The organism is Agarivorans sp. OAG1 (assembly GCF_037076485.1).
Lineage (GTDB): Bacteria > Pseudomonadota > Gammaproteobacteria > Enterobacterales > Celerinatantimonadaceae > Agarivorans > Agarivorans albus.
Genome location: NZ_AP028990.1, coordinates 2,731,078 through 2,757,543 on the forward strand (window position 1 = coordinate 2,731,078; position 26,466 = coordinate 2,757,543).

The 26,466-nt window shown below is 43.6% G+C and carries 20 protein-coding genes; 8 read left to right on the forward strand and 12 right to left on the reverse strand.

What is annotated here, in order from left to right; all coding sequences use genetic code 11:
* Positions 1-49: 49 nt before the first annotated feature.
* Positions 50-2,191, reverse strand: coding sequence for an alpha-amylase (locus tag OAG1_RS12505; protein WP_338621511.1), 2,142 nt, complete (start codon positions 2,189-2,191; stop codon positions 50-52).
* 386 nt (positions 2,192-2,577) lie between these two features.
* On the opposite strand from OAG1_RS12505, the gene leuC reads away from it, so the two are divergent.
* The 3 genes from leuC (at position 2,578) to OAG1_RS12520 (ending at position 6,244) form a co-directional block, all read left to right on the forward strand.
* Positions 2,578-3,981, forward strand: coding sequence for a 3-isopropylmalate dehydratase large subunit (leuC, locus tag OAG1_RS12510; RefSeq protein WP_152782397.1), 1,404 nt, complete (start codon positions 2,578-2,580; stop codon positions 3,979-3,981).
* A 48-nt stretch (positions 3,982-4,029) separates the two neighbouring features.
* Positions 4,030-4,647, forward strand: a complete 618-nt coding sequence (gene leuD, locus OAG1_RS12515; RefSeq protein WP_016403980.1) for a 3-isopropylmalate dehydratase small subunit — start codon at positions 4,030-4,032, stop codon at positions 4,645-4,647.
* Positions 4,648-4,741: 94 nt separating this feature from the next.
* Positions 4,742-6,244 (forward strand): alpha-isopropylmalate synthase regulatory domain-containing protein, encoded by a 1,503-nt coding sequence (locus OAG1_RS12520; protein WP_338621512.1) that lies wholly within the window; start codon positions 4,742-4,744, stop codon positions 6,242-6,244.
* 73 nt (positions 6,245-6,317) lie between these two features.
* Here OAG1_RS12520 and OAG1_RS12525 read toward each other — a convergent pair whose 3' ends face one another.
* Positions 6,318-6,563, reverse strand: coding sequence for a Rho-binding antiterminator (locus OAG1_RS12525; RefSeq protein WP_338621513.1), 246 nt, complete (start codon positions 6,561-6,563; stop codon positions 6,318-6,320).
* 157 nt (positions 6,564-6,720) lie between these two features.
* Between OAG1_RS12525 and OAG1_RS12530 the strand changes: the two genes are divergently transcribed.
* Positions 6,721-7,944 carry a DEAD/DEAH box helicase gene (locus tag OAG1_RS12530; RefSeq protein ID WP_338621514.1) on the forward strand — a complete coding sequence of 408 codons (1,224 nt, stop codon included), beginning with the start codon at positions 6,721-6,723 and terminating at the stop codon, positions 7,942-7,944.
* Between the two features lie 71 nt (positions 7,945-8,015).
* Here the strand turns inward: OAG1_RS12530 and OAG1_RS12535 are convergent, their stop codons facing one another.
* From OAG1_RS12535 to OAG1_RS12550, 4 genes are all read right to left on the reverse strand, one after another.
* Positions 8,016-8,588, reverse strand: coding sequence for a DUF6151 family protein (locus tag OAG1_RS12535; protein ID WP_338621515.1), 573 nt, complete (start codon positions 8,586-8,588; stop codon positions 8,016-8,018).
* Positions 8,589-8,605: 17 nt separating this feature from the next.
* The gene (locus OAG1_RS12540) at positions 8,606-9,745 is read right to left on the reverse strand and encodes a GNAT family N-acetyltransferase (RefSeq protein WP_338621516.1); all 1,140 of its coding nucleotides are present in this window, start codon (positions 9,743-9,745) and stop codon (positions 8,606-8,608) included.
* A gap of 124 nt (positions 9,746-9,869) precedes the next feature.
* Positions 9,870-11,507, reverse strand: coding sequence for an EAL domain-containing protein (locus tag OAG1_RS12545; RefSeq protein WP_338621517.1), 1,638 nt, complete (start codon positions 11,505-11,507; stop codon positions 9,870-9,872).
* Positions 11,508-11,892: 385 nt separating this feature from the next.
* Complete coding sequence (locus OAG1_RS12550) at positions 11,893-15,093, reverse strand: FG-GAP-like repeat-containing protein (RefSeq protein ID WP_338621518.1); 3,201 nt, start codon at positions 15,091-15,093, stop codon at positions 11,893-11,895.
* 389 nt (positions 15,094-15,482) lie between these two features.
* Between OAG1_RS12550 and OAG1_RS12555 the strand changes: the two genes are divergently transcribed.
* Positions 15,483-15,803 carry a hypothetical protein gene (locus OAG1_RS12555; protein ID WP_215426499.1) on the forward strand — a complete coding sequence of 107 codons (321 nt, stop codon included), beginning with the start codon at positions 15,483-15,485 and terminating at the stop codon, positions 15,801-15,803.
* Between the two features lie 182 nt (positions 15,804-15,985).
* Here OAG1_RS12555 and OAG1_RS12560 read toward each other — a convergent pair whose 3' ends face one another.
* The 6 genes from OAG1_RS12560 to OAG1_RS12585 all read right to left on the reverse strand — a co-directional run bounded on the left by OAG1_RS12560 (position 15,986) and on the right by OAG1_RS12585 (position 21,160).
* Positions 15,986-16,459: an ATP-binding protein gene (locus OAG1_RS12560; protein ID WP_338621519.1), complete on the reverse strand. Its 474-nt coding sequence runs from the start codon at positions 16,457-16,459 to the stop codon at positions 15,986-15,988.
* A 20-nt stretch (positions 16,460-16,479) separates the two neighbouring features.
* A complete protein-coding gene (locus tag OAG1_RS12565) occupies positions 16,480-17,250 on the reverse strand; it encodes a GNAT family N-acetyltransferase (protein ID WP_338621520.1) in 771 nt (256 codons plus the stop codon).
* Positions 17,251-17,373: 123 nt separating this feature from the next.
* Complete coding sequence (locus tag OAG1_RS12570; RefSeq protein ID WP_016403991.1) at positions 17,374-17,988, reverse strand: bifunctional 4-hydroxy-2-oxoglutarate aldolase/2-dehydro-3-deoxy-phosphogluconate aldolase; 615 nt, start codon at positions 17,986-17,988, stop codon at positions 17,374-17,376.
* A gap of 16 nt (positions 17,989-18,004) precedes the next feature.
* On the reverse strand, positions 18,005-18,949 hold the full coding sequence (locus OAG1_RS12575; RefSeq protein ID WP_338621521.1) for a sugar kinase: 945 nt from the start codon (positions 18,947-18,949) through the stop codon (positions 18,005-18,007).
* Positions 18,950-18,961: 12 nt separating this feature from the next.
* Positions 18,962-19,297 carry a cupin domain-containing protein gene (locus tag OAG1_RS12580; protein WP_016403993.1) on the reverse strand — a complete coding sequence of 112 codons (336 nt, stop codon included), beginning with the start codon at positions 19,295-19,297 and terminating at the stop codon, positions 18,962-18,964.
* Between the two features lie 96 nt (positions 19,298-19,393).
* Entirely contained in the window at positions 19,394-21,160 is a 1,767-nt protein-coding gene (locus OAG1_RS12585) for a sodium:solute symporter (RefSeq protein ID WP_016403994.1), read from the reverse strand.
* Positions 21,161-21,478: 318 nt separating this feature from the next.
* On the opposite strand from OAG1_RS12585, the gene OAG1_RS12590 reads away from it, so the two are divergent.
* From OAG1_RS12590 to OAG1_RS12600, 3 genes are all read left to right on the forward strand, one after another.
* Positions 21,479-23,617 (forward strand): heparinase II/III family protein, encoded by a 2,139-nt coding sequence (locus OAG1_RS12590; RefSeq protein ID WP_338621522.1) that lies wholly within the window; start codon positions 21,479-21,481, stop codon positions 23,615-23,617.
* Between the two features lie 2 nt (positions 23,618-23,619).
* Positions 23,620-25,767 carry a heparinase II/III family protein gene (locus OAG1_RS12595; RefSeq protein ID WP_338621523.1) on the forward strand — a complete coding sequence of 716 codons (2,148 nt, stop codon included), beginning with the start codon at positions 23,620-23,622 and terminating at the stop codon, positions 25,765-25,767.
* Between the two features lie 290 nt (positions 25,768-26,057).
* Entirely contained in the window at positions 26,058-26,396 is a 339-nt protein-coding gene (locus OAG1_RS12600; protein WP_016403997.1) for a hypothetical protein, read from the forward strand.
* Positions 26,397-26,466 lie beyond the last annotated feature (70 nt).

Here is a 26,466-nt window from a genome sequence, read left to right on the forward strand (position 1 = left end):
ACAGCATAGTTTACGCTGTCGCTTTGCTATTACCGCTTATTTCTTGTTGTTATTGCTTAATGCCAGCAAATACCACAACCACTTTGTCGTCACCTTTGGTGCGACTAAAAGCGTAAGGTTGATCGCTTATCTTGTTATGTTCACCTGCACCAATGGCAACATGGCGGTCGCGGAACTGACCCACCGTTTGCCAGTGTTTTACTAGCGCTTGGCGATCCGCTTCTTTAGCAATTTGCTCCCAGTTCATAAACGAACGGGTTGGAGAGTCAAAGGCATCCGATTGTGGCCCACGCGGTCTGCCGCTCTCATCACCATAGTACAATTGCACGCCACCAGGCATCATAAGTAATGCGGTACCGGCACCCGCTTGCAGCGGTAAGTCTTCATAGTTTGAGTAGAACAACTTGGTATCGTGCGAACTAATGTAAGTAAGCAAGTTAAACGTTGGGTCGCTGTTTATATCTTTGGCATAGGTGGCATACATCTTTTCATTTTGAGCCAAACACTGCGATCCTTTAAGTGCTGCACTATCGCCAGCGTACTCAAAGTTAATTAGGCTATCCATACCGTTGTCGAAGTAAAAGTCGCGGTAAGCGCCGTGGTGCCATACTTCACCCACCATCCAAAATGGTTTGTCATCAATGGCTTTCTCTGGGTTTTTACTCTTCCATTCTGCTAAAGCGTCGGTAGCTGCATCTTTCAACTTGCCCCACACTTCAGGTTCTACGTGCTTAACAGTATCAGCCCTAAAGCCATCAATACCGTAATCTCGTACCCAATTAGTATGCCATTCAACTAAGTAATCCAGCACAGTGTAGCCTTCGCGCTCTACTGCTTTGGTATCTTTTTTGTTTTTAAGAATCGGCGGCAAACCTACGTGTTTAGTGCTCTCAGTCAATAAGTCAGGTAAACCTGCTAGATTCATGGTGATATCATCACCACCAGGAGCGGTATAACCAGCCATGCCACTGCGAACCCAATCAGGTCCCCACCAATTGTCTACCCATTCGCTAGAGCTCCAGCGAATAAAGTTGTTATAGCGGTGCCAGTTATGTCCTTTATCAAAATCAGGCTGCCAATCGGTCCACTTTTCTGGAACAGGAGCACCAGGCGCCATCGCGTTAATGCCGAAGGTTTGCATGTCATCCATGGTTGGATAACCCACGTGGTTAACTACCACGTCAACCAGCACTCGAATGCCGCGTTTATGTGCTTCGTCAACAAAGCGACCAAAGTCTTCTTCACTACCTAGGTTTGGATCGATTTTAGTAAAATCTAAAGCCCAGTAGCCATGGTAACCATAGAATGGGAAGCTGCCTTTATCGCCGCCGCCCACGAAACCATGAATTTGCTCAACAATAGGCGTAACCCAAATGGCGTTCATGCCTAAGTCTTTGATGTAATCCAATTTAGCGGTAATACCACTAAAGTCACCACCTTGGAAGGTACCAATTTCCTGTTTACCATCGGCTTTACGATTCAGCGGGTAATCATTACTGGTGTCTCCATTATTAAAACGGTCAGTCATGATGAAGTAAACGCTAGCGTTATCCCAAGAAAACTCACTGGCTTTGGCATCTGCAGCTTCCAGCAACAAAATACCGCCGCTAGCAGGGTCTGGCTGCATGGTAACTTTACCGTTAGCCACTTTCTGGGTTTGGCCAGAATAAAAGTCTTTAACGGTTTGACCATTTTTAAAGGTGGAGCTTACGTCAACCGTTACCGGCTGCCCATCCCATGCAATACAATCAACCGCTGGCGGTTTACGTTTAAAGGTTGAAGCTTGTGCTTTACGTGAAACTTGTAAGGTCGGTTTGTCGGCGTCTGAGTTATCTAAAATTAACTCGTAGTTACCCGCAAACAATATTTTCAACTCGTAATACTGTTCTTCAGCACAATTACTCAAGTCGTGAGGTTTTGAAAAACGAAGTTTACTTTCTTCAGCAGGACCAAAACGCAAGCCACACTGCAAGCCTTCGTCAGAGATCTGAACTTTATAAGTCCCCTTCTCTAGTGGAACAGTAATTTTATATTTACTTTTTCCTGCAAATTTTAAGCGCTGCTCAACATTTACACCGCTATCGGCATAATTCATGTAAAGAGGCGTTTTGATCATCGCTGCCGACAAGTTCGCCGAACCACCCGCCATAACAAGAGCCGCACTCAATAAACCTAGTTTAAAACCTTTCATTCAACCTCCATGGTATTTACCTATCGCAAACTGCGCGCAAACACCTCGTTCAACTATTTGAAGTGATGAAAACAAAAGCTACTTAAGTTTTCACTAACAAAGCATGATTATTTGCGAATTTTATGACTGACAGCGCTTTCATTTGGCAAAACAGCACGTTCGCCGTCATATACACATTCATTGGCGCGTGCCCCTTGCTGCACCTGTGATGTTGTTTTATGATGTCGGGTCTTTATTGTGGTTATTTTTGCAGAATAATTCGCTTAAAAAACACAATTAGCAGACAGATAAAAGAAACAGTTTAAGTTAGTAGTATTCGCTTAAAGCTTGACTAAATAAATAAGAATAGCGCGAGTGAGAGCAACAGACAGGGTGTAAAGGAAGCCATGAAAAAAACAATGTACGAAAAGATCTGGGACGCGCATGTAGTCCACGAACCAAAAGGTAGCGCATCTATCCTTTTTGTTGACCGTCACCTCATGCACGAAGTAACAAGCCCGCAAGCCTTTGAAGGTCTGCGTATGGCTAACCGCCCGGTTCGCAATCCACACAGCATTTTGGCCACTATGGACCACTGTGTTCCTACTAAAGCTGCCGACCGCGCTTCTTTGCCAGACCCAATCGGCAAAAAACAAATTGAAGTTATGGCGCAAAACTGTGCCGACAACAGCATCAACTTATACGATATGAACAACGCCAATAACGGTGTAATTCACATTGTTGTACCTGAGCACGGTTTTGTTCACCCAGGTATGGTGGTTTGTTGTGGTGATAGCCACACTGCTACACACGGTGCATTTGGTGCCCTTGCGTTTGGTATTGGTACCTCTGAAGTTGAACATATTATGGCAACTCAGACCATCCAACAGAAAAAATCTAAAACCATGTTGGTTAAAGTAGACGGCGAGCTAACTCAGTTTGCAACTGCTAAAGACATTGTACTAGCCATCATTGGTAAAATCGGTACTGCTGGCGGCACCGGTTACGTGATTGAATTTGCCGGTAGTGCAATTGAAGCCTTAAGCATGGAAGGTCGTATGACCGTATGTAACATGGCGATTGAAGGCGGTGCACGTGCAGGTCTTATTGCACCAGACCAAAAAACCTTCGATTTCTTAGAAGGCAAAGAGTTTGCACCTAAAGGCGAACATTGGGAACAAGCTGTAGAATACTGGAAGTCTCTAACCACCGACGAAGGCGCCGAGTACGACGCTGTAGTTGAATTAGACGCAGCAGACATTGCACCTCAAGTAACTTGGGGTACTTCACCAGAGCAAGTACTGCCTGTAGACCAGCCTATTCCTGACCCAGCCAAGATTGAAGACTCAATTAAATCATTAGCTGCTAAAAGCGCCCTAAACTACATGGGTCTAGAAGCAGGTAAGAAAATGACCGACTTCCCCGTAGACGTGGTATTTGTTGGTTCATGTACCAATGGCCGTATTGAAGACTTCCGCGCTATTGCAGAAGTGTCTAAAGGCAAAAAAGTAGCACCTGGTGTTCAAGCTATCGCTGTACCGGGTTCTTACCCAGTTAAAGAGCAAGCTGAAAAAGAAGGCATTGATAAAGTGCTTATCGAAGCTGGCTGGGAATGGCGTGAGCCGGGTTGTTCTATGTGTTTAGCGATGAACGGTGATTACCTTCAACCTGAACAGCGTTGTGCATCAACTTCAAACCGAAACTTCGAAGGACGACAAGGCAAAGGGGGTCGTACCCACCTTGTATCACCAGCAATGGCAGCAGCAGCGGCCGTTGAAGGTAAGTTCGTCGATTTACGTAATTGGAAATAATGTAAACACGTTGATTAATCAATGTGAGTGAAATTTTTGGAGTTTATTATGCAACCATATAAAAAACACAGCTCAGTTGCTGCGGTAATGAATCGTAGTAACGTAGATACCGACCAAATCATTGCTAAGCAGTTTTTGAAAAAAGTAGAACGTACCGGTTTTGGTGTTCACCTTTTTCACGATTGGCGCTACCTAGAAGATGGCTCTGACAATCCAGAGTTTGAATTAAACCGCCCTGAGTTTAAGGGTTCTAAAATCCTAATTGCCGGTGATAACTTTGGCTGTGGTAGCTCACGTGAGCACGCACCTTGGTCAATTGCCGATTACGGTTTTAATACAATTATTTCAACTAGCTACGCTGACATTTTCTTCAGCAACTGCTTTAAAAATGGCATCTTGCCAATCATTGTTGATGCAGAAACATTACAAGCATTAATGGATGAAGTAGAAGCCGCACCTGGAATTTCAATTACTATCGATTTAGAGAATCAAGTAATTCAAACTCCAGCCGGTAAAGAAGTAGCGTTTGATGTAGACCCATTCCGTAAAGAGACTTTATCTAAAGGCCTTGACGACATTGGCTGGACTTTAAAATTTGAAGACAAGATCTCTGAATTTGAAGCCAAACACAAACAACAACTACCTTGGTTGTGGCCAAGCGCATAGTTGCAGCTAGGCGCTACTAAGGTAGCGCCTACTCTTTAGCTAACTTCTTTACTGCGAGACATGGTTTATGGAGCAAAACCGCTCAATACAACTCATGGACACTACCCTTCGCGATGGCGAACAAACCCAAGGTGTGTCTTACTTCCCCCAAGAAAAAGTCAGTGTAGGTAAAGCCCTACTCCAATCCTTAAAAGTTGATCGTATCGAAGTAGCCTCTGCACGTGTTTCAGATGGCGAAAAATCTGCGGTACAACAGCTTACCGACTGGGCTAGAAACGCAGGACACCTGCATCAAATCGAAATTCTTGGTTTTGTTGATCACACCAAAAGCGTTGATTGGATTGTAGAATCGGGCGCTAAAATCATTAACCTGCTGACCAAAGGCAGCTTAAACCACTGTACTAATCAGCTAGGTAAAACCATTGAGCAGCATATCGCCGACATTAAACAAACGGTGAGTTATGCCCAAGCCCAAGGCTTAAGCGTAAACGTATATTTGGAAGACTGGTCAAATGGCTATGCTGATAGCCCAGACTACGTATACCAGCTGGTCGACGCACTTAAAGACTTAGGCATAGAACACTTTATGTTGCCGGATACCCTAGGGGTAATGGCACCAAAAGAAGTGTTTGACAGTTTAACTGACATGATTGAGCGCTTCCCAAGTATTAAGTTTAACTTTCACCCACATAACGATTATGGTTTAGCCACAGCCAATAGCATGGCAGCGGCAGAGGCCGGCGTAGCAGCGTTGCATTGCACCATGAACTGTTTGGGTGAACGCGCTGGTAATGCTTCGTTAGCCGAAGTGTCGGTAGTACTTAAAGACAAGCTCGGTTTTCAGCTAAACATCGATGAAAAAGAAATTCACAATATTGCCAAGCTAGTTGAAAGCTTTTCTGGTAAACGACTAGCCGCTAATACCCCGATTGTTGGTGCAGATGTATTTACTCAAACCGCTGGTATTCATGCCGATGGTGACCATAAAGGTGGTTTGTACATTACCGAGCTAAGCCCGGAGCGCTTTGGCCGTGAACGCAGTTATGCCTTAGGTAAAATGGCAGGTAAAGCCTCAATTATTAAAAACCTAGAAGCGATGGAGATAGAAATATCTCCAGAGAATCAGAAAAAGCTCCTCGACAAAATCGTGAAGTTAGGTGACCAAAAAGCCACTATCACACCTAACGATTTACCGTTCATTATCGCCGATATCATGGAGAGCAATGACTTCGCCCATATTGAGTTACTTAACTGCTCAATTACCAGTGGATTGGATCTAGAGTCTTCCGCCAACATTCGCCTACGCATTGGTGATAAGGTTTATAAGAGCTCTGGACACGGTAACGGTGGTTTTGATGCCTTCATGAAAGCGCTCGATCATCCTTTAAGCGATTCTAAGCTAACCATGCCAGAACTGATTGATTACGAAGTTCGTATTCCTCCAGGTGGCCAAGCAAATGCACTTACCGAGTGTGTGATTCAATGGGCCGATGATGCTAAGCAATTTCATACCCGTGGGGTTAACTCCAACCAGGTGTTTGCTGGTATTCAAGCTACCTTACGCATGCTGAATGTGCGTTTACACCAGCGCCAGTAACACTAACGCAGGTGTAAACTAAAAAAGGCGAGCATGGCTCGCCTTTTCTAATTAAAACCAACGATAAAAGGCTTTAAGCGAAGTCCACTAGAGTAAAACGCGAGTTGTCACTTAATACTTGTAACTGCTTAAGACTATCTAGCAGTACAAGGCGTTCACCTTCTTCCTGTTGTAACTTGATACATTCTTGTTTCTGTTGATTAGTACAGGTATCAACTGCTATCCCTTCAAGCACGGTAGCGTCTCTCAATAACAGCTTAACGGAGTAGCGAAACATGCAGGCTATTTCAATATAATCATATTCGTTGCAAGAAATCATAGGCACCCCACTACACCATATATCGCCAACTATAGACCTGCGAAGAAAGCTATTAATTCCCAAGCTTGCAAGTAAATAAGGTGCTACACTCCGCGCTCGTTAACTTATAGGCTAGATACTATACTAGCTGTTGCCGCTTATTTAGCAGAGTACTCCAATGCCTTTTACAAAACTTGGTTTAAGCACACCGCTTATTCAAGCCATACAAGAACAAAACTACCAACAGCCTACTCCTATTCAGGCTAAAGCCATTCCATTGGTATTAAAAGGCAAGAACCTTATTGCAGCCGCACAAACAGGCACAGGTAAAACTGCCAGTTTTGTCTTACCCATTTTGCAAAGTATTTCCCGGCAAACCGAAGCACTGCGCGGTAAAAGAGTACGAGCCTTGATATTAGCCCCCACTAGAGAGCTAGCTCAGCAAGTTGAGCAAAGTATAAAGGACTATGCAAAACACCTTGAAATAAGCTCACTAGCAATGGTTGGCGGAGTAGACTCAGAACCGCAAAAGCAGGCCTTAATTTACGGTGTAGATGTTTTGGTGGCAACTCCCGGTAGATTATTGGACATGATGTATCAACGTGCGGTGCACTTTGACCAGCTAGATACCTTAGTGCTCGACGAAGCTGACCGTATGTTGGATATGGGCTTTATCGACGACATAAGCAAAATTGTTGATCGCCTACCTGAGCAGCGTCAAAGCCTACTATTTTCAGCCACACTATCTAAACAAGTTAAACAACTTGCTAAGACCACGATTGGTGATGCGGTTGAAATATCGCTTACCCACGATGCCAACAACGCGCCTGATATTGATCAATGGTTAGTCACCGTAGACAAAGACAAAAAATCGTCGTTACTTAGTCACATGATTAACGAGAATGATTGGCAGCAAGCGCTTATTTTTATTCAAACCAAACATGGCTCGGCCAAATTAGTTAGCCAATTGGAAAAACGCGGAATAGCTGCAGAAGCCTTTCACAGCGGTCGTAGCCAAGCATCTAGAACTAAGTTGTTAGAAAGCTTCAAAGCCGGTGAGGTAAAGTTTGTGGTAGCCACCGGTATTGCCGCTCGCGGTATTGATATTGAAGAGTTAAATCGAGTGGTTAACTACGATTTACCCGACCAAGCCGATGACTATGTGCACCGCATTGGCCGAACCGGCCGCGCAGGCGCAAGCGGCGAAGCGATATCCTTTGTATCAAAAGATGACTTTAGAAACCTATGTGCAATAGAAAGCCGAATTGGCCACCTTATTGAGCGCAAGGTAGTAGAAGGGTTTGAGCCAAAGAAGGAAGTGCCCATTTCAATTCTCAACTACAAACCTAAATCTAAAAAGGGTAATGGACATTACAAGAGCTCGAAAAAGACGAGCAGATAATGTGTAACAGCCTTCACTGCTCGTGAGGGCTAATTAAATCAGTTATAGAAGTAGCGAGTTAACTTTGGAAACTAGCTTTTAAGTATCAAGGGTTTTACTTTTGCCCTGCCTGAGTTTTCAAAGAAAGGATTGGGTTTTCCTTTTCCGGTCAGTTTCCAGCTTAGTAATTTAACAATCAGTTTAAATTTGGTTATCCGTGGGGATGCTCCCAACAGTGCCTTGGGTAGTGGCTTTAAGGCTTCATCCTCATTTACGGCTCCCAAGTCTTCTACGTGACTCTGTAAAGCGCTAGTTTGCTCTGCAGCCACAAAATCTTGATAAACCGTAACTAAGGGCAGTTTAATGCCCACGGTATTTGCAATAGGTGTATTACAACATTGGCTATACCAGCGATAAATGCCTTTACGCGTTAAACGCAAACAGGCTAACTGCTGTTTACCTTCAACTATTTCAACCTTAGCGGGCGCCGCTAAATATAGCTCGGAGCCACCATATTCGTTTATTGAGCCTCCCTCACTCTGCAAATGTAGAGCGAACTTGCGGCAATCTTCACAGTAACAGGCTAGCTGCTTAACAGCGCTTGGGCTTACTTGCTTTATCTGCCCTTTTATTTTCCCACAACGGCACTGTAAATCGACATCCATGACTAACTCCATTTTACTCAGGCTTGTATTTTATAAGGAAGCAGTTTCTTACACTGTTCGGCATATTGGGCAATTTGACGCTGTTCTTCGAGGCAAAAATCTTTTATTGCAGCGGAAAAGTCACTACGAGCAACATAGTGAGAAGAATACGTAGTCACCGGTTCGAAGCCTCGGTAAAGTTTATGCTCACCTTGCGTTCCGGGGTTAAACCGCTGTATTCCCTTGGCAATCGCAAACTCAATGCCTTGATAAAAGCACAACTCAAAGTGCAGCATATCTAGCTCTTGCAAACATCCCCAGTAGCGGCCATATAAGTTATCTTGGTCGAAAAAGAATAAAGCACTAGCCACAATTTTCTGGTCTTTTTCTGCTGTCACTAGCAGCATGTTATCGCCCATTTGCTTAGCGAGTTGCTGAAAAAAGCCAAACGACAAATAGCCTTTTTGTCCACGCTTCATATAAGTAGTTTGATAACAAAGATAAAATGCCTCTAAGGCTTGATAGTCGATATCGTCGCCCGTTCGCCAAACTATCTCGTCCACGCTGGATATCGCGACTCTGCGCTCTTTGTTAGTGGTTTTTCTTTTGCGGGAGGTAAAACGTGATACATAATCTTCAAAGCTAGCATAGCCCTGATTATGCCATTCAAACTGCACCCCGTGACGCGTCATCATGCCATTGCTTTGCAATTGCTCGGCAAAAGAATGCTCAATAAAATTGCAGTGCCAAGAGCTTAAATTCTGGTGTTGGCAAATATCTACCACACTATCAGTCAGTTGAGAAACGGCGTTATCAGTGAGGGAGCTACCAAAGTGCTTGTGCCCAGCGATAGGCGTAAAGGGTTGCATGGTTACAAGCTTGGGGTAGTACTGTATACCGTAACGCTGATAAGCGTCGGCCCATGCCCAATCAAACACATACTCACCATAGCTATGTGACTTTAAATAGCTGGGAAACAATAATTGATGATCGGGCAACTCTATATGATGAGGCTGCCAGCCGCTATTAGCGCCCACACATGCTTGTTGCTCTAAGGCTTTTAAGAACAATGGGTTGTGAAATGGGGAGCTAGCATTAAGCGTAATTTCACTATGGTTAATATTAGAGTGCAATAAATAACTGCAGTTGTTAGTTAACGCGTTTTTACTGGAAGTCACAAAATCACATTTCGTTACATTGATACAACCAAATTACAACAAAGCGACGCATAACAATACTATTTATTGAGTCTGTTGGCCGCTTTTACAAAACATGCTCATTGCAACTTAATATAAATAAGCCTTAAGTAGCTAAATCACCGACGCTAGAGCAAGGCAGCGGTGGCAAAACTTGGTTGCTAGCTGCACCTCGTTGCCTGTTGCAGAGCCATTCCAGAAACTCTTGCTCGGGTAAGGCCTTTGCATAAAAATACCCTTGGGCAAGTTCACAGCCTAAGCTCAACAATTTGTCTTGTTGTGCTTTGCTTTCAACTCCCTCTGCAATAACCGGCAATGAAAATACTTTTGCCAAACTGATAATGCCTTTTATCATCCGGAGATCCTTAGGGTCGTCCAGTACATCGCGAACAAAACTTCTATCAATTTTAATGAGTTCGGCAGGCAAGCTTTGCAAATAGCTTAAAGACGCATAACCAGTTCCAAAGTCATCCAAGGCAAAGCTAAAACCTAAGCCTTGGCATTGTGCCATCACTTTTGCGACTTGAGCAAAGTCATCTAATACTCCCGTCTCGGTAATCTCTAGCTCTAAGCAGCCAGGCTTTACTGTTGGATATTGCTTAGAAAGGTGATCTAAGCGTTCGGCAAAATTATCTTGTTGGATATGAAAAGCAGATATATTGACACTTACTTTAAGATGCACGCCTTGTTGTTGCCAACGCTCTAATTGAGCCAAAGCTTGGTTTATTACCCACTCGCCTAAGTCAATAATAAGCGGGTGATCTTCAATGGCCTGCAAAAAACTCACTGGGGAACGTATTCCCAAGTTAGGATGCAGCCAGCGCAATAGCGCTTCAGCACCAATCACTAGTCCGGTTTTGGTATTCACTTGAGCTTGATAGTAGAGTTGTAACTCCTGATTTGCCAAGGCTGCTTTAAACTCTTCGCGTTGAGCAAATAGAGACTTGATCGTTCGAGCGCTTTCTCCATCAAATAGCTCATAGCGATTTTTACCAGCCAGTTTTGCGCGATATAAGGCTTGATCAGCTTGGCGGATTAATTGTTCCGGAGCCAAGCTTTCTTGATCCTGTTCCGGATAAAATGTCACCCCAATACTGGCCGAAGTTTCAATCTTTAGGCCGTCGATAACAGTGGTAAAATTGCAGGCCTTTATGATGCGCTCTACAGTTAACAAGCATGCTGATTGGCCTTTGTCGCAATTTAATACCGCAACCAACTCATCTCCACCAAACCGCGCGATGGTATCTTCGGCTCGAATGCCTGAGGCGATTTTTTGGGCAATCTCCCGCAATAAGCGGTCACCCGCATCATGCCCTAAATAGTCATTTACCTTTTTAAAATCATCAAGATCTATCATCAAGACAGCGATACGAGAGTTGTTTCGATTGCAGCGTGCCACAGCTTGGCTTAAGCGGTCTTCCAAAGATATTCGGTTAGCCAAGCCGGTGAGCGGGTCGTGAGTCGCTTGATAAGCCAACTGAGATTCGCGCTCTTCTCTCATTTTTGCTTCGTATTGAGCTTCGGCCCATCTGCGTACCGCAAGCCACAACAAAAAAATCGGAGATAACAGCACCATTAAGATAATTTCGTCCAGTTCCCAACTTTCATGGTTGCGAGAAAAGGAATATAGGGTTTCAAACGCTTCGAGGTGAGCGAGAACAAATCCCAATAATAAGGTGGCCAATAACGCTGCAAGAGATTCTGCAACGATACACTTGTTAGAACGTTTTGCTTTGCTAATCAAACCCAATCCCTGGAGTTTAAAGCCTTTGCGCTGGTTAATATCGTTAAGTCACCAGTATCAAGGTTGTATTACCATCATATTTTATGAAATTTAGTCTATTGCTTTGCGTACTTCCTTACAATAACTATTGAGTAATAACATTAAATAAAATTGATAAAAAACAGAGTATTGTTTGACATACCAATCAAAACTCAGGCGCTGAGCCAAAAGTATTTTCTCGATTTGAAAGAGTAAACTGATTACAACACAAGTTGGTTGCCCTAGCGCGGTTCAAAACCTAAGGCTTGTTAGACGAAGAGCGAATGATAAGCGCAAGTTCGCTAAGCTCAACGGTAGGATAACAGCAGAAAGCAAGAGCCGATAAGTCGGCTCTTGCAAAGTAAACTTAAATACAGTCTACGATTTTAATATCTCCAGGTGCCCAACCGATCCCCCTCTCGAATTTCTTACCTTCGTCAGTAATAAATTCAACAAATAGGAAGTGGAAGTGCCCGTCTGGAAGATCTGCAGTTGGGATAACTAATGGATCACTTAGGTCAAATTCAGCAGTTGCCGTACCTGATTCACTGTTAGCCGACTCCGGATGCTCAACGATGTAATCATTAACAAGCCCCCAACCAGCATCCATGTGTCGTAAGCGGAAGGTTAAACCATTGCTGTTAACTTCTGACCCCGAACCGGCATGATAATTTGCCACCACATCAAGAGGTTGATTTGTACATAGCTCTGGTCCGAGATATTTACTGTTGTCATCAAATACAACACTCGCTTCTACAAATGCCTCTACATCCAATGAAACGGTATCTTTTACTTGATCAGCTACTTCAGAACCTACAGCAGTTGCAGTAATTACAACATTACCCGCAGCAACAGGGTTAACTTGACCACTGGTTGATACGGTTGCAACACTCACATCAGATGAAGACCATAGAATTGAAGGATCATCAGGTAGTTCTCCAGGTTCACTGGAAGTAAGTTGCGCGGTTAATTGGTAGTTTTGACCAATGTAAACAGCTTGTTCTTCCCAGTCGATGCTAATGCCTGTTGCATAGATAGGATCAAACTCGCCTGACTTCACCAGCAATGAAGCAGAGACACTTTCAGCAGCAGTGGATTGTACAGTGATTGTTGCCTCGCCTAGCTCTATTGCAGTGACTAAGCCAGTGTCACTAACTGACACTAGATCTGGAGCGCTTGAAGTGTAAGTCACGCCATTAATCGCATTAACCGGCGTAAAACTTGGCGTGATCTGGTAGCTATCACCCGGGCGCAGTTTACGCTCTTCGCGCCCTAAATCGATATCAGTTGGCGCTGGCATTTCAGCATCATCACTGGTGATTCGTTCATTAATGGCCGGAGCATTTAAATAAACTGTCTCACCATTACGCCACGTAATCTGGACTTGTTCGATAGCTGTAGATTTACCTAAACCAAAATGTATTGTGTTAAGTAAACTTTGTGAAAAGTTTTCACCAGAAGAGCCTACACGTCTTGTATAAGACTTACCTTCAACTGACACTTTAACAACTGCAGACATTGGGTCGACATTATGCACTGGGCTATAACCAACGTGCACTAAACTATGGCTGTCGGTAATTTCTGTTTGGTTTTTGTAGAGATACCAAATGCCGTCTTCACTGCCATTAAGTAAGTCAACTTTACCATCACGAGTTAGTGCAAAGGCTTGTCCCATGTCACCATGACCAGGGTCTTTTGGATCATGAGCGCCATGCATTTGAGTTAATTCAAATTTACCTTCACCAGTATTTAGCAATAGATAATCGGTAACACGTTCCTTTAAGAAACCATAGCGATGAACAAAGATGTCATTGTAACCGTTGTTGTTAAAGTCTCCGTAAGTAACACCCCAGTGGTTACCACCTGGAGGAAGATTCCATTCGCTGGTTTCATCAACAAATACACCGCCTTTGTTAACCAACAGTATATCTTGCTGATTTCGGTTCTGAGGCTCCCATGCAGTATTCACATTTTGAATGTTATCGAGTGAGAACGCTACCTGCCAAAACACGTTGTCATTTTTAACCCATTCCACATTCCACTGATTGTCGCCAACGTAGCCGATGTAAATACCATTTTCTTCGCGATTTTCTGGCCACCCCATTGCTGCATCTTGGGCAATAGTTAAGTCTTCAGGAAGTGTGTAGTAATCCTCAACTTTAACCACTTCATGGGCAACTTTGTTCTCGCCCAGCATTATCGGGAAACCACCGTCATATTGACGATAAGTCAGGTGAAGATTTTTTAGTGTAAACGAATCTTCAACCGTGAGCTGCATGGTTCTGCGCCCCTGATTACCATCATCGTTAAGATCAAGTGTTTGTGAGGTCGGGTTAAAGTCTAAAGAACGATTTGAAAGTTGGTAATGCGGAAGGCCTTTTGATAAGTAGATATCTGCAAAACCATTTCCTGTCACATCCACATCAGCAGCCGCTTGAACTTGCCATGTTTGGCGTACATTCTCAGGTAAAGCCGTGTCTGTTACGTCAGTAAAAGTGAAATCGCCATTATTTTTCCACAAGGTCATCGGAGTGAGGAATAATAAGTCATCTACGCCATCACCATCGTAATCCAACACTAACACCCGTTCAGTATTGGCTTTTTCGATGCCGGGTACATCAATTCGACTAAAGGTTCCGTCTAGGTTGTTTTTGTAAAATAGATGCTGCGCTCCACTGTCACCATTAATGCCTTCAGCATTAATGAATACTAGGTCAAGGAAACCATTGCCATTCATATCGATGAAACGAGCACCACGGCCACGGGCACTTTCAGTGATGCCTACCTCCTGGTAAGACTCTGTTAGTGTAGTGTCCTCGTTAACGAAAAAGTCTGGGTATGAAGGTGTTGTTCCGTTGCCGCCACCTCGCGTTACGATAATGCCCAAATCACCCGATTTGTCATAATCAGCTGCGGCGGTACCATGCATGTCACCCCATGATAAAGAACCATCCCAGTCACCAGTGTTTAAGGTAAACGTGCCGTCTTGGTTATTCCAATAAAGCTGGTTGGTTGGACGCCAGTTATGGTTATTAAGAATAAGATCGTAGTAACCATTATTATTAATATCGGCAACGGTTGGCCCACCATATTTAGGTAGATTTAGTTGGTCTGTGATCCCCACCTCTTCGGCAATATCAACAAACTTAGGCAGTAATAAATCGGGGCGTTCACTAAATTCCATTTTATTAACAGTGATATCACTACCACGGGCCATTAACTTAATACTTTTTTGCCCCACCTCACCAATATCCACTAATGCATTAATAGTATTGATACCAGAGGCAGGAATATCAATATTGTCTATTGCAAGCTTGTCATCGATGTATAGCGATAAATTGGCAAAGTCACTGTCGATAGAAACTTCAAAGTCAATTCGTTGTAGCGAATCGCCACTCAAATTTTTCTCTAAGGTAACTGGCTCAAAAATACCAACTGTAAAACTTTCATCAACTGGGGGGGGAGTACCATCGTCAGAGCTGCTACCACATCCGTATAACGTAGTTAGAGAGGCGGCTAGCAAGGTCAAACAAAGACGCTTATTAAAGCGTTCAACCATGTGGGGCATATTAAATCCTTTTTATTCAGATTATGACTGGAACCAAATTCCCCCTTAAGCTAATTCATTGGTAAACCATGATTCAATATTGGTTCACATTTTGTGCGATAGTGATCCATATTGGTTAACCATTATTGTGGAGTAGATCGATGTTTGACCTTAAACATACTGATAACAATTGGAATTACTGCAATGATTAATCATTAAAAATATTTACTTCCACCTAACTTAGGATTTTAAAAAGCAGATAGGTAAGAAGTTTCACAAAAGGCAAGTTACTGATGTTTAATGTAAAAAATGGACCACTATTAATACTATTGAGTTTGTTCTGCTTGCTTACACCAAGTATAAGCTCAGCCTGCGAGGACGGACGATTTCATGGAAGCTATGACCCAATATTGAATAGACCAATAAAGCTGCCCGATGGCGTTAGAGTTGTAACACCGAAGATATTGGACTTGGTCGATCGTGAATTTAGCTATCAGGTTATTATTGAATCCGATGGCGAGATAGAAGACTTAGCTATAAAAATTGCACCTGGCCCTGGAGTGATTGTTAATCAAGAATCATTCGGTGTTTTCGAGAATACGATGTCGCATACCGTAACCGCAAAATCTGTAGCAAGTGTAATGACGATGACGTCGGTACAGGTTCGCGGCCGCTACAATGGGCAAGAGTTTAATGCATATCGTTTTGTCACTGCGCTACCTAAAAAATAGATATTCGGCTACTTCGGTAAATGATTGATTATGCCGATAGCGTAACGCAGTGAGAAGCGTTGTTACTAGCTACAATTGGGCTCGTTTATACCTACGGAACAATAAGCGAGCCGTGAAAGAACCTATGATTGAGATACAAAAAAGTAGTTAGGTAAGAGACATCGGTCCCATTTCGCAAAGCGCTAAGAGCAAACTCTAATAACAACTTCTTCTGCACTCGGCTTCTCAAATTGTTGCCAAAACATCTCCATCATCTCGGGTGTCATTTCGTAAGCGTTCTCACCGCGCTGCTTATTGCGAGAATAAGCCCGGTCACAACATTGCTCAAAAGTTACGTCTAGATAGTGAATCTCAAACTCAAAGCCTTCGGCTTGGGCCCACTGAGCCATTTCTATTCGCTCTGTTTTTTGCCAAAGGCCGCAATCAAACACAACTGAGTTTCCCAACTTCAATAACGATATTGCAGATTGTTGAAACAAGCCATAAAGAGTAGCTTGTCGCGCATCAAATATCTCGCGCTCCATATGCTCACCAAACAAAGGGATCATCCACTCATCCATGGTGAAACGAAATGCCGGAAGCTCCGCCGCTAGCTTTTTTGCGTAAGTAGTTTTACCTGAACCAATAAAACCACACAGAAAAATGACTTTAGCCATTACTCTCCTCAAAATTACGCCTAAGGCGTAATAAACTTATCAAAACGACTATCCATACAAGCGCTTATATCAGTGGTAATAAATTGCCCCTGATAATACAGGCTAAAGATAGTTTGTGGACAAGGGCAATTTTGCGCTTTTTCTACACTATCTAATTTAACAATGCTTAACGGGATGTTCCGCTTAACACAACTTTGCTGCAGAGATTCTAAGACATGATACTCAGCAAATGGACAGCGATTAGAATAATATACAAGGCAACCTCGCTGAGCATTGCTAAGATCCGCTTTAAGCACCGAGTCTGCAAAACGCGGGTTTTGCTCGTCTGCAGAATTGGGGAATTGATACGCTAAGAGCAAAAAGCCATTTGGCGCCTCATCAACCACTACAAAGCCTTGCCTAATCAGCCACTTGGTATCGCTCATAAAGTGGTATTTTTTCTTGCCTACAACGGTAACCAAACCTAGCTTGTTGTTTTCTTTAGCTGCACCAAGCGCCTTCGCCAACAGGGCTTTGCCATGACCTTGCTTCTTATACTTACCAGATACCCAAAAACAACCAAGTGCCAAATACTGTGGCGCAACAATGGGTAACCATGCTTGCTCGGCAGCTTGATACTCAATAAAGACCTTGGCTCTTTCATCTAAGCGCTGAAATACAAACCCTTGTTCAAACTGCTGACTCATCCATTGTTTTTTTGCTTGGTAACTGTTGGCACATTTCTTATCAGAAAAGCCGCAGCAAATATGCTCATTCTCGATGTTGTCATGATTAAGCTGAATATAATCCATGTGCTTTGCACTCCGAGTCAATGCATAGCTTTACTCTACCAGCCCCAATAAATGCAATATTGATACAACACAAAAAAGCCCTTGCAGATTGCTCTGCAAGGGCTTTTTATACAAAACTAAATACTAGTTTAAATCGATAGCTTTAACTAGCTCAGCGATAGCATCCCAGTTTTGTTCTTTGATTAGATTCGCTGGAACCATCCAAGTACCGCCACAAGCAAGTACAGCATTAATGCTTAGGTAATCGTTAATGTTCTTAACCGATACACCACCCGTTGGCATAAATTTAACTGGGTAAACCGCTGTTAACGCTTTTAACATGCCTACGCCGCCTGAAGGCTCTGCTGGGAAAAACTTCAAGGTGTCTAAACCCATTTCCATCGCTTGCTCAACCAATGAAGGGTTATTAACACCAGGAATAATCGGCATGTTACGCTGCTGACAGTAACGCACGGTTGTTGGGTTGAAACCAGGGCTAACCACAAAATCAACACCTGCTTCGATAGCCTGATCAACTTGGCCACTGTTTAATACTGTGCCCGCACCAATTAGCATGTCTGGGTAGGCTTCGCGCATGTTAGCAATTGCTTGAGCCGCAGCTGGCGTGCGGAAAGTAATTTCAGCACAAGGTAAACCATTATCTACCAATACTTTTGCCAATGGCACAGCATCATCTGCGTTATCAATAGCGATAACAGGAATTACTTTAAGCGCTTGAAGTTGTTCATTTAAGTTCATGTTTTGTTCCTAGTTCTTACACCGCATCTGCGGTAAATAATAGCTGAATCTTTGGCATATGTGCGGCGTCAATTACTGCGCCTTTATGCTGAATAACTGTACCAGCCACTTTATGGCCAGTTAATGCTGCTTGTTCGGTATTTGCACCGTGTAAACGAGCAACCAAGTAACCTGCAGCAAATGAGTCGCCCGCAGCATTGGTATCAACCACATTAGCAACTTTTGTAGCTGGAACACTAATTGCGCCGTCTTCAGTAACGATTAAACAATCTTTACTACCGCGCTTAATCACTAATTCGCTAACACCTAGCGCTAAAGTACGCTCTATGCATTGCTCTATATGTGCATCATCATAAATCTCTTGCTCATCATCAAAGGTGAGCATAGCAGTATGAGTGCAGGCTAGAACTTTGGCATATGCGTCGATAGCTTGTTGTTTACTTTGCCATAAAGCTGGGCGGAAATTGTTATCAAATACAACTTTCGCCCCGTTGTTTTTACACTGAGCTAAAACTTGGAAAAGCTTCTCTTGAGATGCTTCTGGCAACACTGCAATGCTAATTCCCGACAAGTAAATTACATCGTAATTAGTCAGCTCTTCAATTAAAGCGTCACTAGCACGCTCTAACCAAAATTTAGCAGCGGAATCGTTGCGCCAATACAAAAAGCTGCGCTCGCCAGTCTCGTCTACCTGAACCATATAAATACCAGGTAACTTGTCTTCTAAACGTTGTACCAAGTGGGTATCAATATTGTCGGCATGCCATGTTGCGATCATTTGCTCGCTTAAGGCATCGCGGCCAAGTGCGGTAACATAGCTAGCTTTGGCATTTTGGCTAATACGCGAAAAATAAACCGCTGTATTTAGCGTGTCGCCACCAAAGCTCTGACGCAGGCCATTTTCTTGTTGCTGCAGTTCTACCATGCATTCGCCAATAAAGGCGACTTTTAACTCAGTCATGAATGTTTCCTCTTAAGACAAGAAGTCCTCACGCGGTGGTGAGAAACAATCTACTAATACGCTACCTTCTTCCAGCGCAACTGCACCATGCATGAAAGTACGCGGGGCGATGTAAGCATCACCTTTCTTAACAATTCTTTTTTCGCCGTTGATTTCAGCTTCAAAGCTACCTTCAGCTACGTAACCAATTTGGTCGTGAAATTCGTGGGCATGTGGAGCACCAATAGCGCCCTTTTCAAAACGTACGTGAACAACCATTAACTGGTCGGTGTGACCCACAATTTTACGGGTAACGCCATCGCCAAGGTCATCCCAAGGAGTTTCTGCTGAATTAAAAAATGCTGTCATAATGTTTCTCGTTATGGTTAGTTTTCAGTTGTGCTTAAGGTAAATCCTTCTTTTACCAAGGCGAGACTCACTCGCCTTGGCTTAAGCCTCTCGCGTTTATTCCGTTATCGCTTCTGTGTCTAAGTTTTTATTTGGTTTTCTAGAAGCTTGTACCAACAAGATCCCAGCTACCAATACTATGGTTCCGCACAGAACAAACAGTGCTCGACCGGAAATGTCATTTGGAATCAATGCCATGGTGATGATGCCGAAACCAGCAACACTAATTAAGTTACCCAACATTGAACGCTGTTTAGTATCTAGGTTGTGTTGCTCTTCAGTGTTTGCATGTACTGGAGTATTCCAATCGCGGAACAGCTCAGCTACTTCAGCTTCACGCTCTGGCGTACGCCCTTTAAAGAACAAGGTTGAGCCAATAAAGAAACCACCGGTAAATATCACGTGTGCAGCTAGGCTAAGTCCTACTTTCAGGTCAGCCCATTCACGACCAGTTAACGCTTGCTCTAAGCCAAACCAGTTTTGAATGTCGTCGGAAGTTAACGCGATACCAAATACATAAGACACCACACCACCAACTACTAAGGTTGCCCACCCTGCCCAATCAGGCGTATTGCGGATCCACATACCAAGTAGCACAGGAATCAGCATTGGGAAGCCAATCAACGCGCCAATGTTCAATACAATGTCAAACAGGCTTAGATGACGTAGCGAGTTAATAAATAGGCCAATCGAGATAATCACAAAGCCCATGAATATCGTTGCGGCTTTACTTGCAACAATAAGCTCTTTTTCGCTGGCTGCTTCTTTACGTAAAATCGGTGAATAGAAGTTACGAATAAAGATACCTGCATTACGGTTAAGACCCGAGTCCATAGAGCTCATCGTAGCGGCAAACATTGCCGACATTAACAAACCCACCATACCTGCTGGCATAACGTTTTGAACAAAGGCTAAGTACGCTGCATCGCTGCCACCTACGGTGCTATAAGCTTCCGCAAAGTCAGGCATAAAGGCATTTACATACCAAGGTGGTAAGAACCAAATAAGCGGACCAACAATCATCAACACACAAGCTAAACCAGCAGCTTTACGTGCGTTATCACTGTCTTTGGCACATAAGTAGCGGTATGCATTAATGCTGTTATTCATTACCCCGAATTGCTTCACGAAGATGAATACAATCCACAATAAGAAAATGCTTACATAGTTAAGGTTACTGCCCATCACAAAGTCGCCATGGAAGTTACCAATGATGTTGGTTAGACCGCCACCATGGAAGTAAGCAGCAATAGCACAGGTAATTGTTACCGCCATTATCACTAACATTTGCATGAAATCAGACGCAACAACCGCCCAAGAACCACCGGTTACAGCCATTATCACCAATACTACACCGGTGAAAATAATCGTGGTTTCCATAGGAATGTTGAAAACAGCAGCAACAAAAATTGCCAAACCGTTTAACCATACACCGGCAGAAATCAAACTGTCGGGCATGCCTAGCCAAGTAAAAAATTGCTCAGAGGTACGGCCGAAACGTTTTTTAATCGCTTCGATTGCAGTAACTACACGAAGTTGTCGAAACTTCGGAGCGAAATATATGTAATTCATAAAGTAGCCAAACGCGTTGGCTAAGAACAAGATAACGATGGCAAAACCGTCGCTAAATGCTTTCCCTGCTGCTCCAGTAAAGGTCCATGCTGAAAATTGAGTCATAAATGCTGTCGCACCTACCATCCACCACAGCATTTTACCGCCGCCTCTAAAGTAGTCACTGGTGGAAGATGTAAAAGTACGAAACATCCAACCTATCGCAATTAAAAATACGAAGTAGGCTAGTACAACAACGATATCAATACTCATAGCCGCCTCTGAAGGTCAAAAGTTAAGTGTGAAATAATTAAAGCCAGCTAAGTGTATTACAAATTAATTATATTGTAATACAAAAACACTTTATGTGTGATGAAGATCCAATTATTTTTTGCTTAGCTTGTTTTGATTAATTTTAAGGCAAATCCAGCCTCATGCTACATAGCTTCAACAACTAAGCTACAATGCTGTAGAACGAATAAACAGCAAAAAGATATATTGTGAGTAAGTTCACTTTTTTACCTGATTATGCTGAATTCATTTTTTATTTGTATTACTTTATATCAATAAATTATGTGTATGAGGTTTCAAATGCTTGCGAATTTAAATGCAGTGTTACTAGACCAGCAGGAAATTGCTGAAATTAGCCAACAGCTAAACACCAAAAGCTTAATGGGTTTAAGCTTAGCCAAAATGATTAGCGAAACTCAGGCTTATATGGCTAAGCCTATTGAAGTACCTGGCCATGGCGAAGCGGGTGGTTACGAGCACAACCGTCACAAGCAGAACTACCAGTACATTAATCAAGCGGGTCGCTTATTTCTTATTACCGGTGAAGAGCAATACGCCCAATACACCGCAGACATACTGACCGAGTATGCCGACAAGTACCTAGGCTTTGGCTTTCATATTCAACGCAATACCAACCCACCAGGGCGTTTGTTTCACCAGATTCTTAACGAACACGTGTGGCTTTTGTATTCAAGTTTAGGCTACAGCTGTATTAAGCACTGGTTAAACGAAGAGCAAGTTAAACATATCGAAAGCCAACTATTTCAACCTATGTTGGATATGTTTACCGACAAATACGGTTTTGATTTTGACCGCATTCACAACCACGGCCTTTGGGCAGTGGCAGCGGTAGGTATTTGTGGTCTAGCCATTGGCAAACCAGAATATGTAGAAATGTCGGTACATGGCCTAAAAGGTGACGATGTTACGGGTGGGTTCTTAGCGCAAATTAGCCAACTGTTTGCGCCATCAGGCTACTACATGGAAGGGCCTTACTACCATCGCTATGCGATTCGCCCACTGTGTTTATTTGCCGAAGTATTGCACCGCCATCGTCCAGAGCTAGACATCTTTAACTACAAAGACCAAGTGATTGGTAAAACCATTAAAGCGATGTTAGCTACTGCCTACCCTAACGGTGTGTTCCCGGCGCTAAACGATGCCTCGTTAACGATGGACATTAAAGATCAAGGTGTAGTAGTGGCAGTGAGCTTAGCTTACAAACACTACGGCCACGATGAAAAACTGCTTGGCATGGCTAAAATTCAGCAGCAAGTTTGGTTACATGGCTGCGGCGCGGCCTTGTCAAAAGCTTACCAAGAGTCAACCAACACAGCCCTTCCTCACTGGCCAAGTGTTGAGTTAAACGAAGGTCCAAATGGTGATCGCGGCGCACAAGGCTTTGTTCGTATGCAAAGCAAAGACGGTGACGTAAGCCAATTGGTAATGAACTATGGCCAACACGGCATGGGACATGGTCACTTCGACACCTTAGGCATTAGCTTCTTCAACCGTGGACAAGAGGTACTTAAAGAGTACGGATTTGGCCGCTGGGTAAATGTAGAGCCAAAATTTGGTGGACGTTATTTAGATGAAAACAAATCTTATGCACGCCAAACCGTTGCTCACAACGCAGTTGCTGTAGACCAAGCTTGTCAAAACAACTTCGATGTAGAATTGGCAGACAGCAAACACGGCATTCCGCACTTCTTCGAAAGTAGCAACCAAGATCTACAAGCGGTAAGTGCCTTTGCTGAAGAGTTTTACCCTGGCGTTGACCAACAACGCAGTGCAGTACTCATTAACGATGACGCACTAGAAGCACCGCTATTACTTGACGTTTTCCGTTTATCTAGCGACACCGAACATAGCTACGACTACGCCCTACAATACCAAGGTCAAATTGTACGTTGTACAAGCGATTACCATACACATAAAGAATTGGCACCAATGGGTGACAGCTTTGGTTACCAACATTTGTGGAACGAAGCGCAGGGCAAAGCCTCTGAAAACAATTTAGTAAGCTGGCTACAAGGCAATAGCTACTATTCTTGGATTAGTGCCAGCGAAGCAAACGACGAGCTGTTCTTCACTCGCGTAGGCGCTAACGACCCAGAGTTTAACCTGCGCAGCGAAACCAGCTTTATTTTACGCCGCCAAGCTAAATCTACGGTATTTGCTAACGTATTAGAAACGCACGGCTACTTTAACGAAGCTGTAGAAGCCAGTACTAATGCTCGCGGCAAAGTAAACCAAGTTACTGTAGTTGTAAGCAACGACATTGGCAGCGTTATTGAAGTTAAAGGTGAAGGCATTGATTTCACCGTAATGCTTAGCAACCAACGCGATGTAAGCGCTGAAACTCAGCACACTATTGAACATAATCAACAAACTTATTGCTGGCAGGGATCTCTGGCGTTAGAAAAGAACCGAGGTTAACCATGACTTACCAACCATTATTGATAAGCTTTGAAGAAGCAAAAGAGCTCGCTAAGCATCTAAATACCGATTCGCTGATTGGTCAATCTATCGCGGCAGAAGTTGCCGCACTAGAAGCCTACATGCCTTTAGGCATTGAGATCCCAGGCCACGGTGAAGCAGGCGGTTATGAGCATAACCGCCACAAGCAAAACTACATCCACTTGGATTTAGCGGGCCGCTTGTACCTAATTACTGAAGACCAACGCTACCTAGATTATGCACGTAGCATGCTGGTTGAATACGCCAAGGTGTACCCTACTTTAGAGCTAAACACTAGCCGAGACTCAAACCCACCAGGGCGTTTATTCCATCAAACATTGAACGAGAACATGTGGATGCTGTACGCCTCATGTGCTTATTCTTGCATTCGTCATAAGTTGGCAGAAGACGAGCAAACACTGATCGAAAATGACTTATTTAAGTTGATGATTGAGCTGTTTGTAGACGTGTACGCCCACGACTTTGATATTGTGCACAACCACGGTTTGTGGGCAGTAGCAGGTGTTGGTATTTGTGGTTACGCAATTCAAGACCAAGCCAGCGTAGATAAAGCCTTGTATGGCCTTAAAGGTGATAGCGTAAGCGGCGGCTTTATTGCTCAGCTTACTCAGCTGTTTTCTCCTGACGGTTACTACATGGAAGGTCCTTACTACCACCGCTTTTCGTTGCGTCCAATCTTCTTGTTTGCCGAAGCTATTGAGCGTCGCCAACCAGAGATTGGTATTTACCAACTAAAAGATCAGGTTATTAAAACTACAACCTACGCAGTAATGGCTACTGCCTTCCCTAATGGTGTATTACCTGCACTTAATGATTCATCAAAAACCATGGACATTAACGACGAAGGTATTTTGATTGCTACCAGCATGTGCTTTAGCCGTTACCAACGTGATGCCAACTTAGTGGCTATGGCCAAACACCAAGCTAAAGTTTGGGTGCATGGTTCTGGTGCCAGCCTATCGGATGCTAGTGAAAATGCTGCAAGTATTGGTGGCTTTAACTGGGGCAGCTTAGTATTAACCGACGGCGCTGAAGGCGACCGAGGCGGCGTAGCAATTTTGCGCCACCGTGATGCTCAGCAAGACGACAGCATGGCGCTACTTTGGTTCGGCCAGCATGGTAGTGACCACAAACTTCACTCGGCCTTAGACCATGGCCATTTTGACGGCTTGCACTTCAACCTATTTAATCGTGGCCAAGAAGTATTGCACGACTACGGCTTTGGCCGCTGGGTAAATGTAGAGCCAAAATTTGGCGGCCGTTACATTCCAGAGAACAAAAGCTACGCGAAGCAAACCATTGCTCACAACACTGTGGTTGTTGACTACCAAAGCCAAAACCAAGGTGATACCGCCACCGCAGAAGAAAAATGGGGCGAGCAGCACTTCTTTGTAAGTGGAGACAACCAGTTACAAGCAATGAGTGCGTTTGTACGCAACTACTACCCTGGAGTTGATCAACAACGCAGTGTAATCATGTTTGAAGCAGAAGGCTTCGCTAAGCCTTTGGTATTGGATTTGTTCCGCCTAGTAAGCGAGCAAGAGCATAACTATGATTACGCCCTTCACTACTCTGGCCAGTTTATTCGCAGCGACTTTAACTACGAATGCAATGCACGCCTTAAGCCTTTAGGTGAAAACAATGGTTACCAGCACCTATGGCATCAAGCAACAGCAGAAGTTGAAGGTTCAAGCCTAATCACTTGGTTGCAAGGCAACAGCTATTACACAATGGTTAGTTCTGCGGTAGCAAATAGCCAAGTTATTATGGCGCGTACCGGTGCAAACGATCCAGATTTCAACTTGCGCAGCGAACCAGTATTACTGTTACGTCAGCAAGGTAAAGATCATTTATTCGCCAATGTGTTCGAAACTCATGGCTACTTTAATGAAGCGATTGAAGCGAGCACCGAGGCTCGTGGACAAGTTGTTTCGGTTGAAGTATTGGCTCACAACAAAGTGGCGTCAGCAGTGGCGATTCACTTGGTGTCTGGCAAACAGATTACCGTTTGTGTTTCTAACCAAGCAAACGTGAAATCAGATACTCAACATCAATTAGAGATTAATGGCGAAACCCTACGCTGGAGTGGCGCGGTTTACATAGCTTAATACTCTTGATTCTTATAAAAGCCTCGCTAAGCGGGGCTTTTTTATTGCCGCGCGTCAAGCTCATACTGCTCTACCAACATTCTGCTGTAACAAAATATTCATCTATCGCTATCTCCTGCTCTGACAAGCTTGCCAAAGTTGATTAATTAACAAACAAGTAATTTAACCCAAATGGGGAATGGTCGTGAATTATCAGCTTAGGTTACTCTTTCGTCATACCTAATTAGTAACATACTTGATTTAGGTAACTGTTTAACAAGGATTGTTATCAACGAATAGAGGTTAAAGGAATGACGATAGTATTAACGCTTTCTCTACTAACACTAATTATGCTTGCACCGATTAAATTGGGCACTCAAGTGCTCAAGATTGAGCGCTCAGGAATAGATGTTTGTTTTGTTGCTGTAATTGCTGCCATAGCAGCTACAGCGTTTACCGAAATGGTTATTGGCGAGGGACTCTTCCCTTCTTTAGTTGCTTTAGTTATCACTAGCATTCTATTCTCTTTGGTCTTTCGAACCACAGCAGTAGCGGGTTTTGTATTAGCGCTATTGTCTACCGCAATACAGTTTGCTTTTGCTCTAGGGCTTGTGGCCTTAGGCGTTGTTATTGCTTATAGCATCTCTTAACTAACCCCCTTATTCACCCAAAGGGCGCTTTCGCGTCCTTTTACTTGCGCCAAACTAAATTCACCCACAA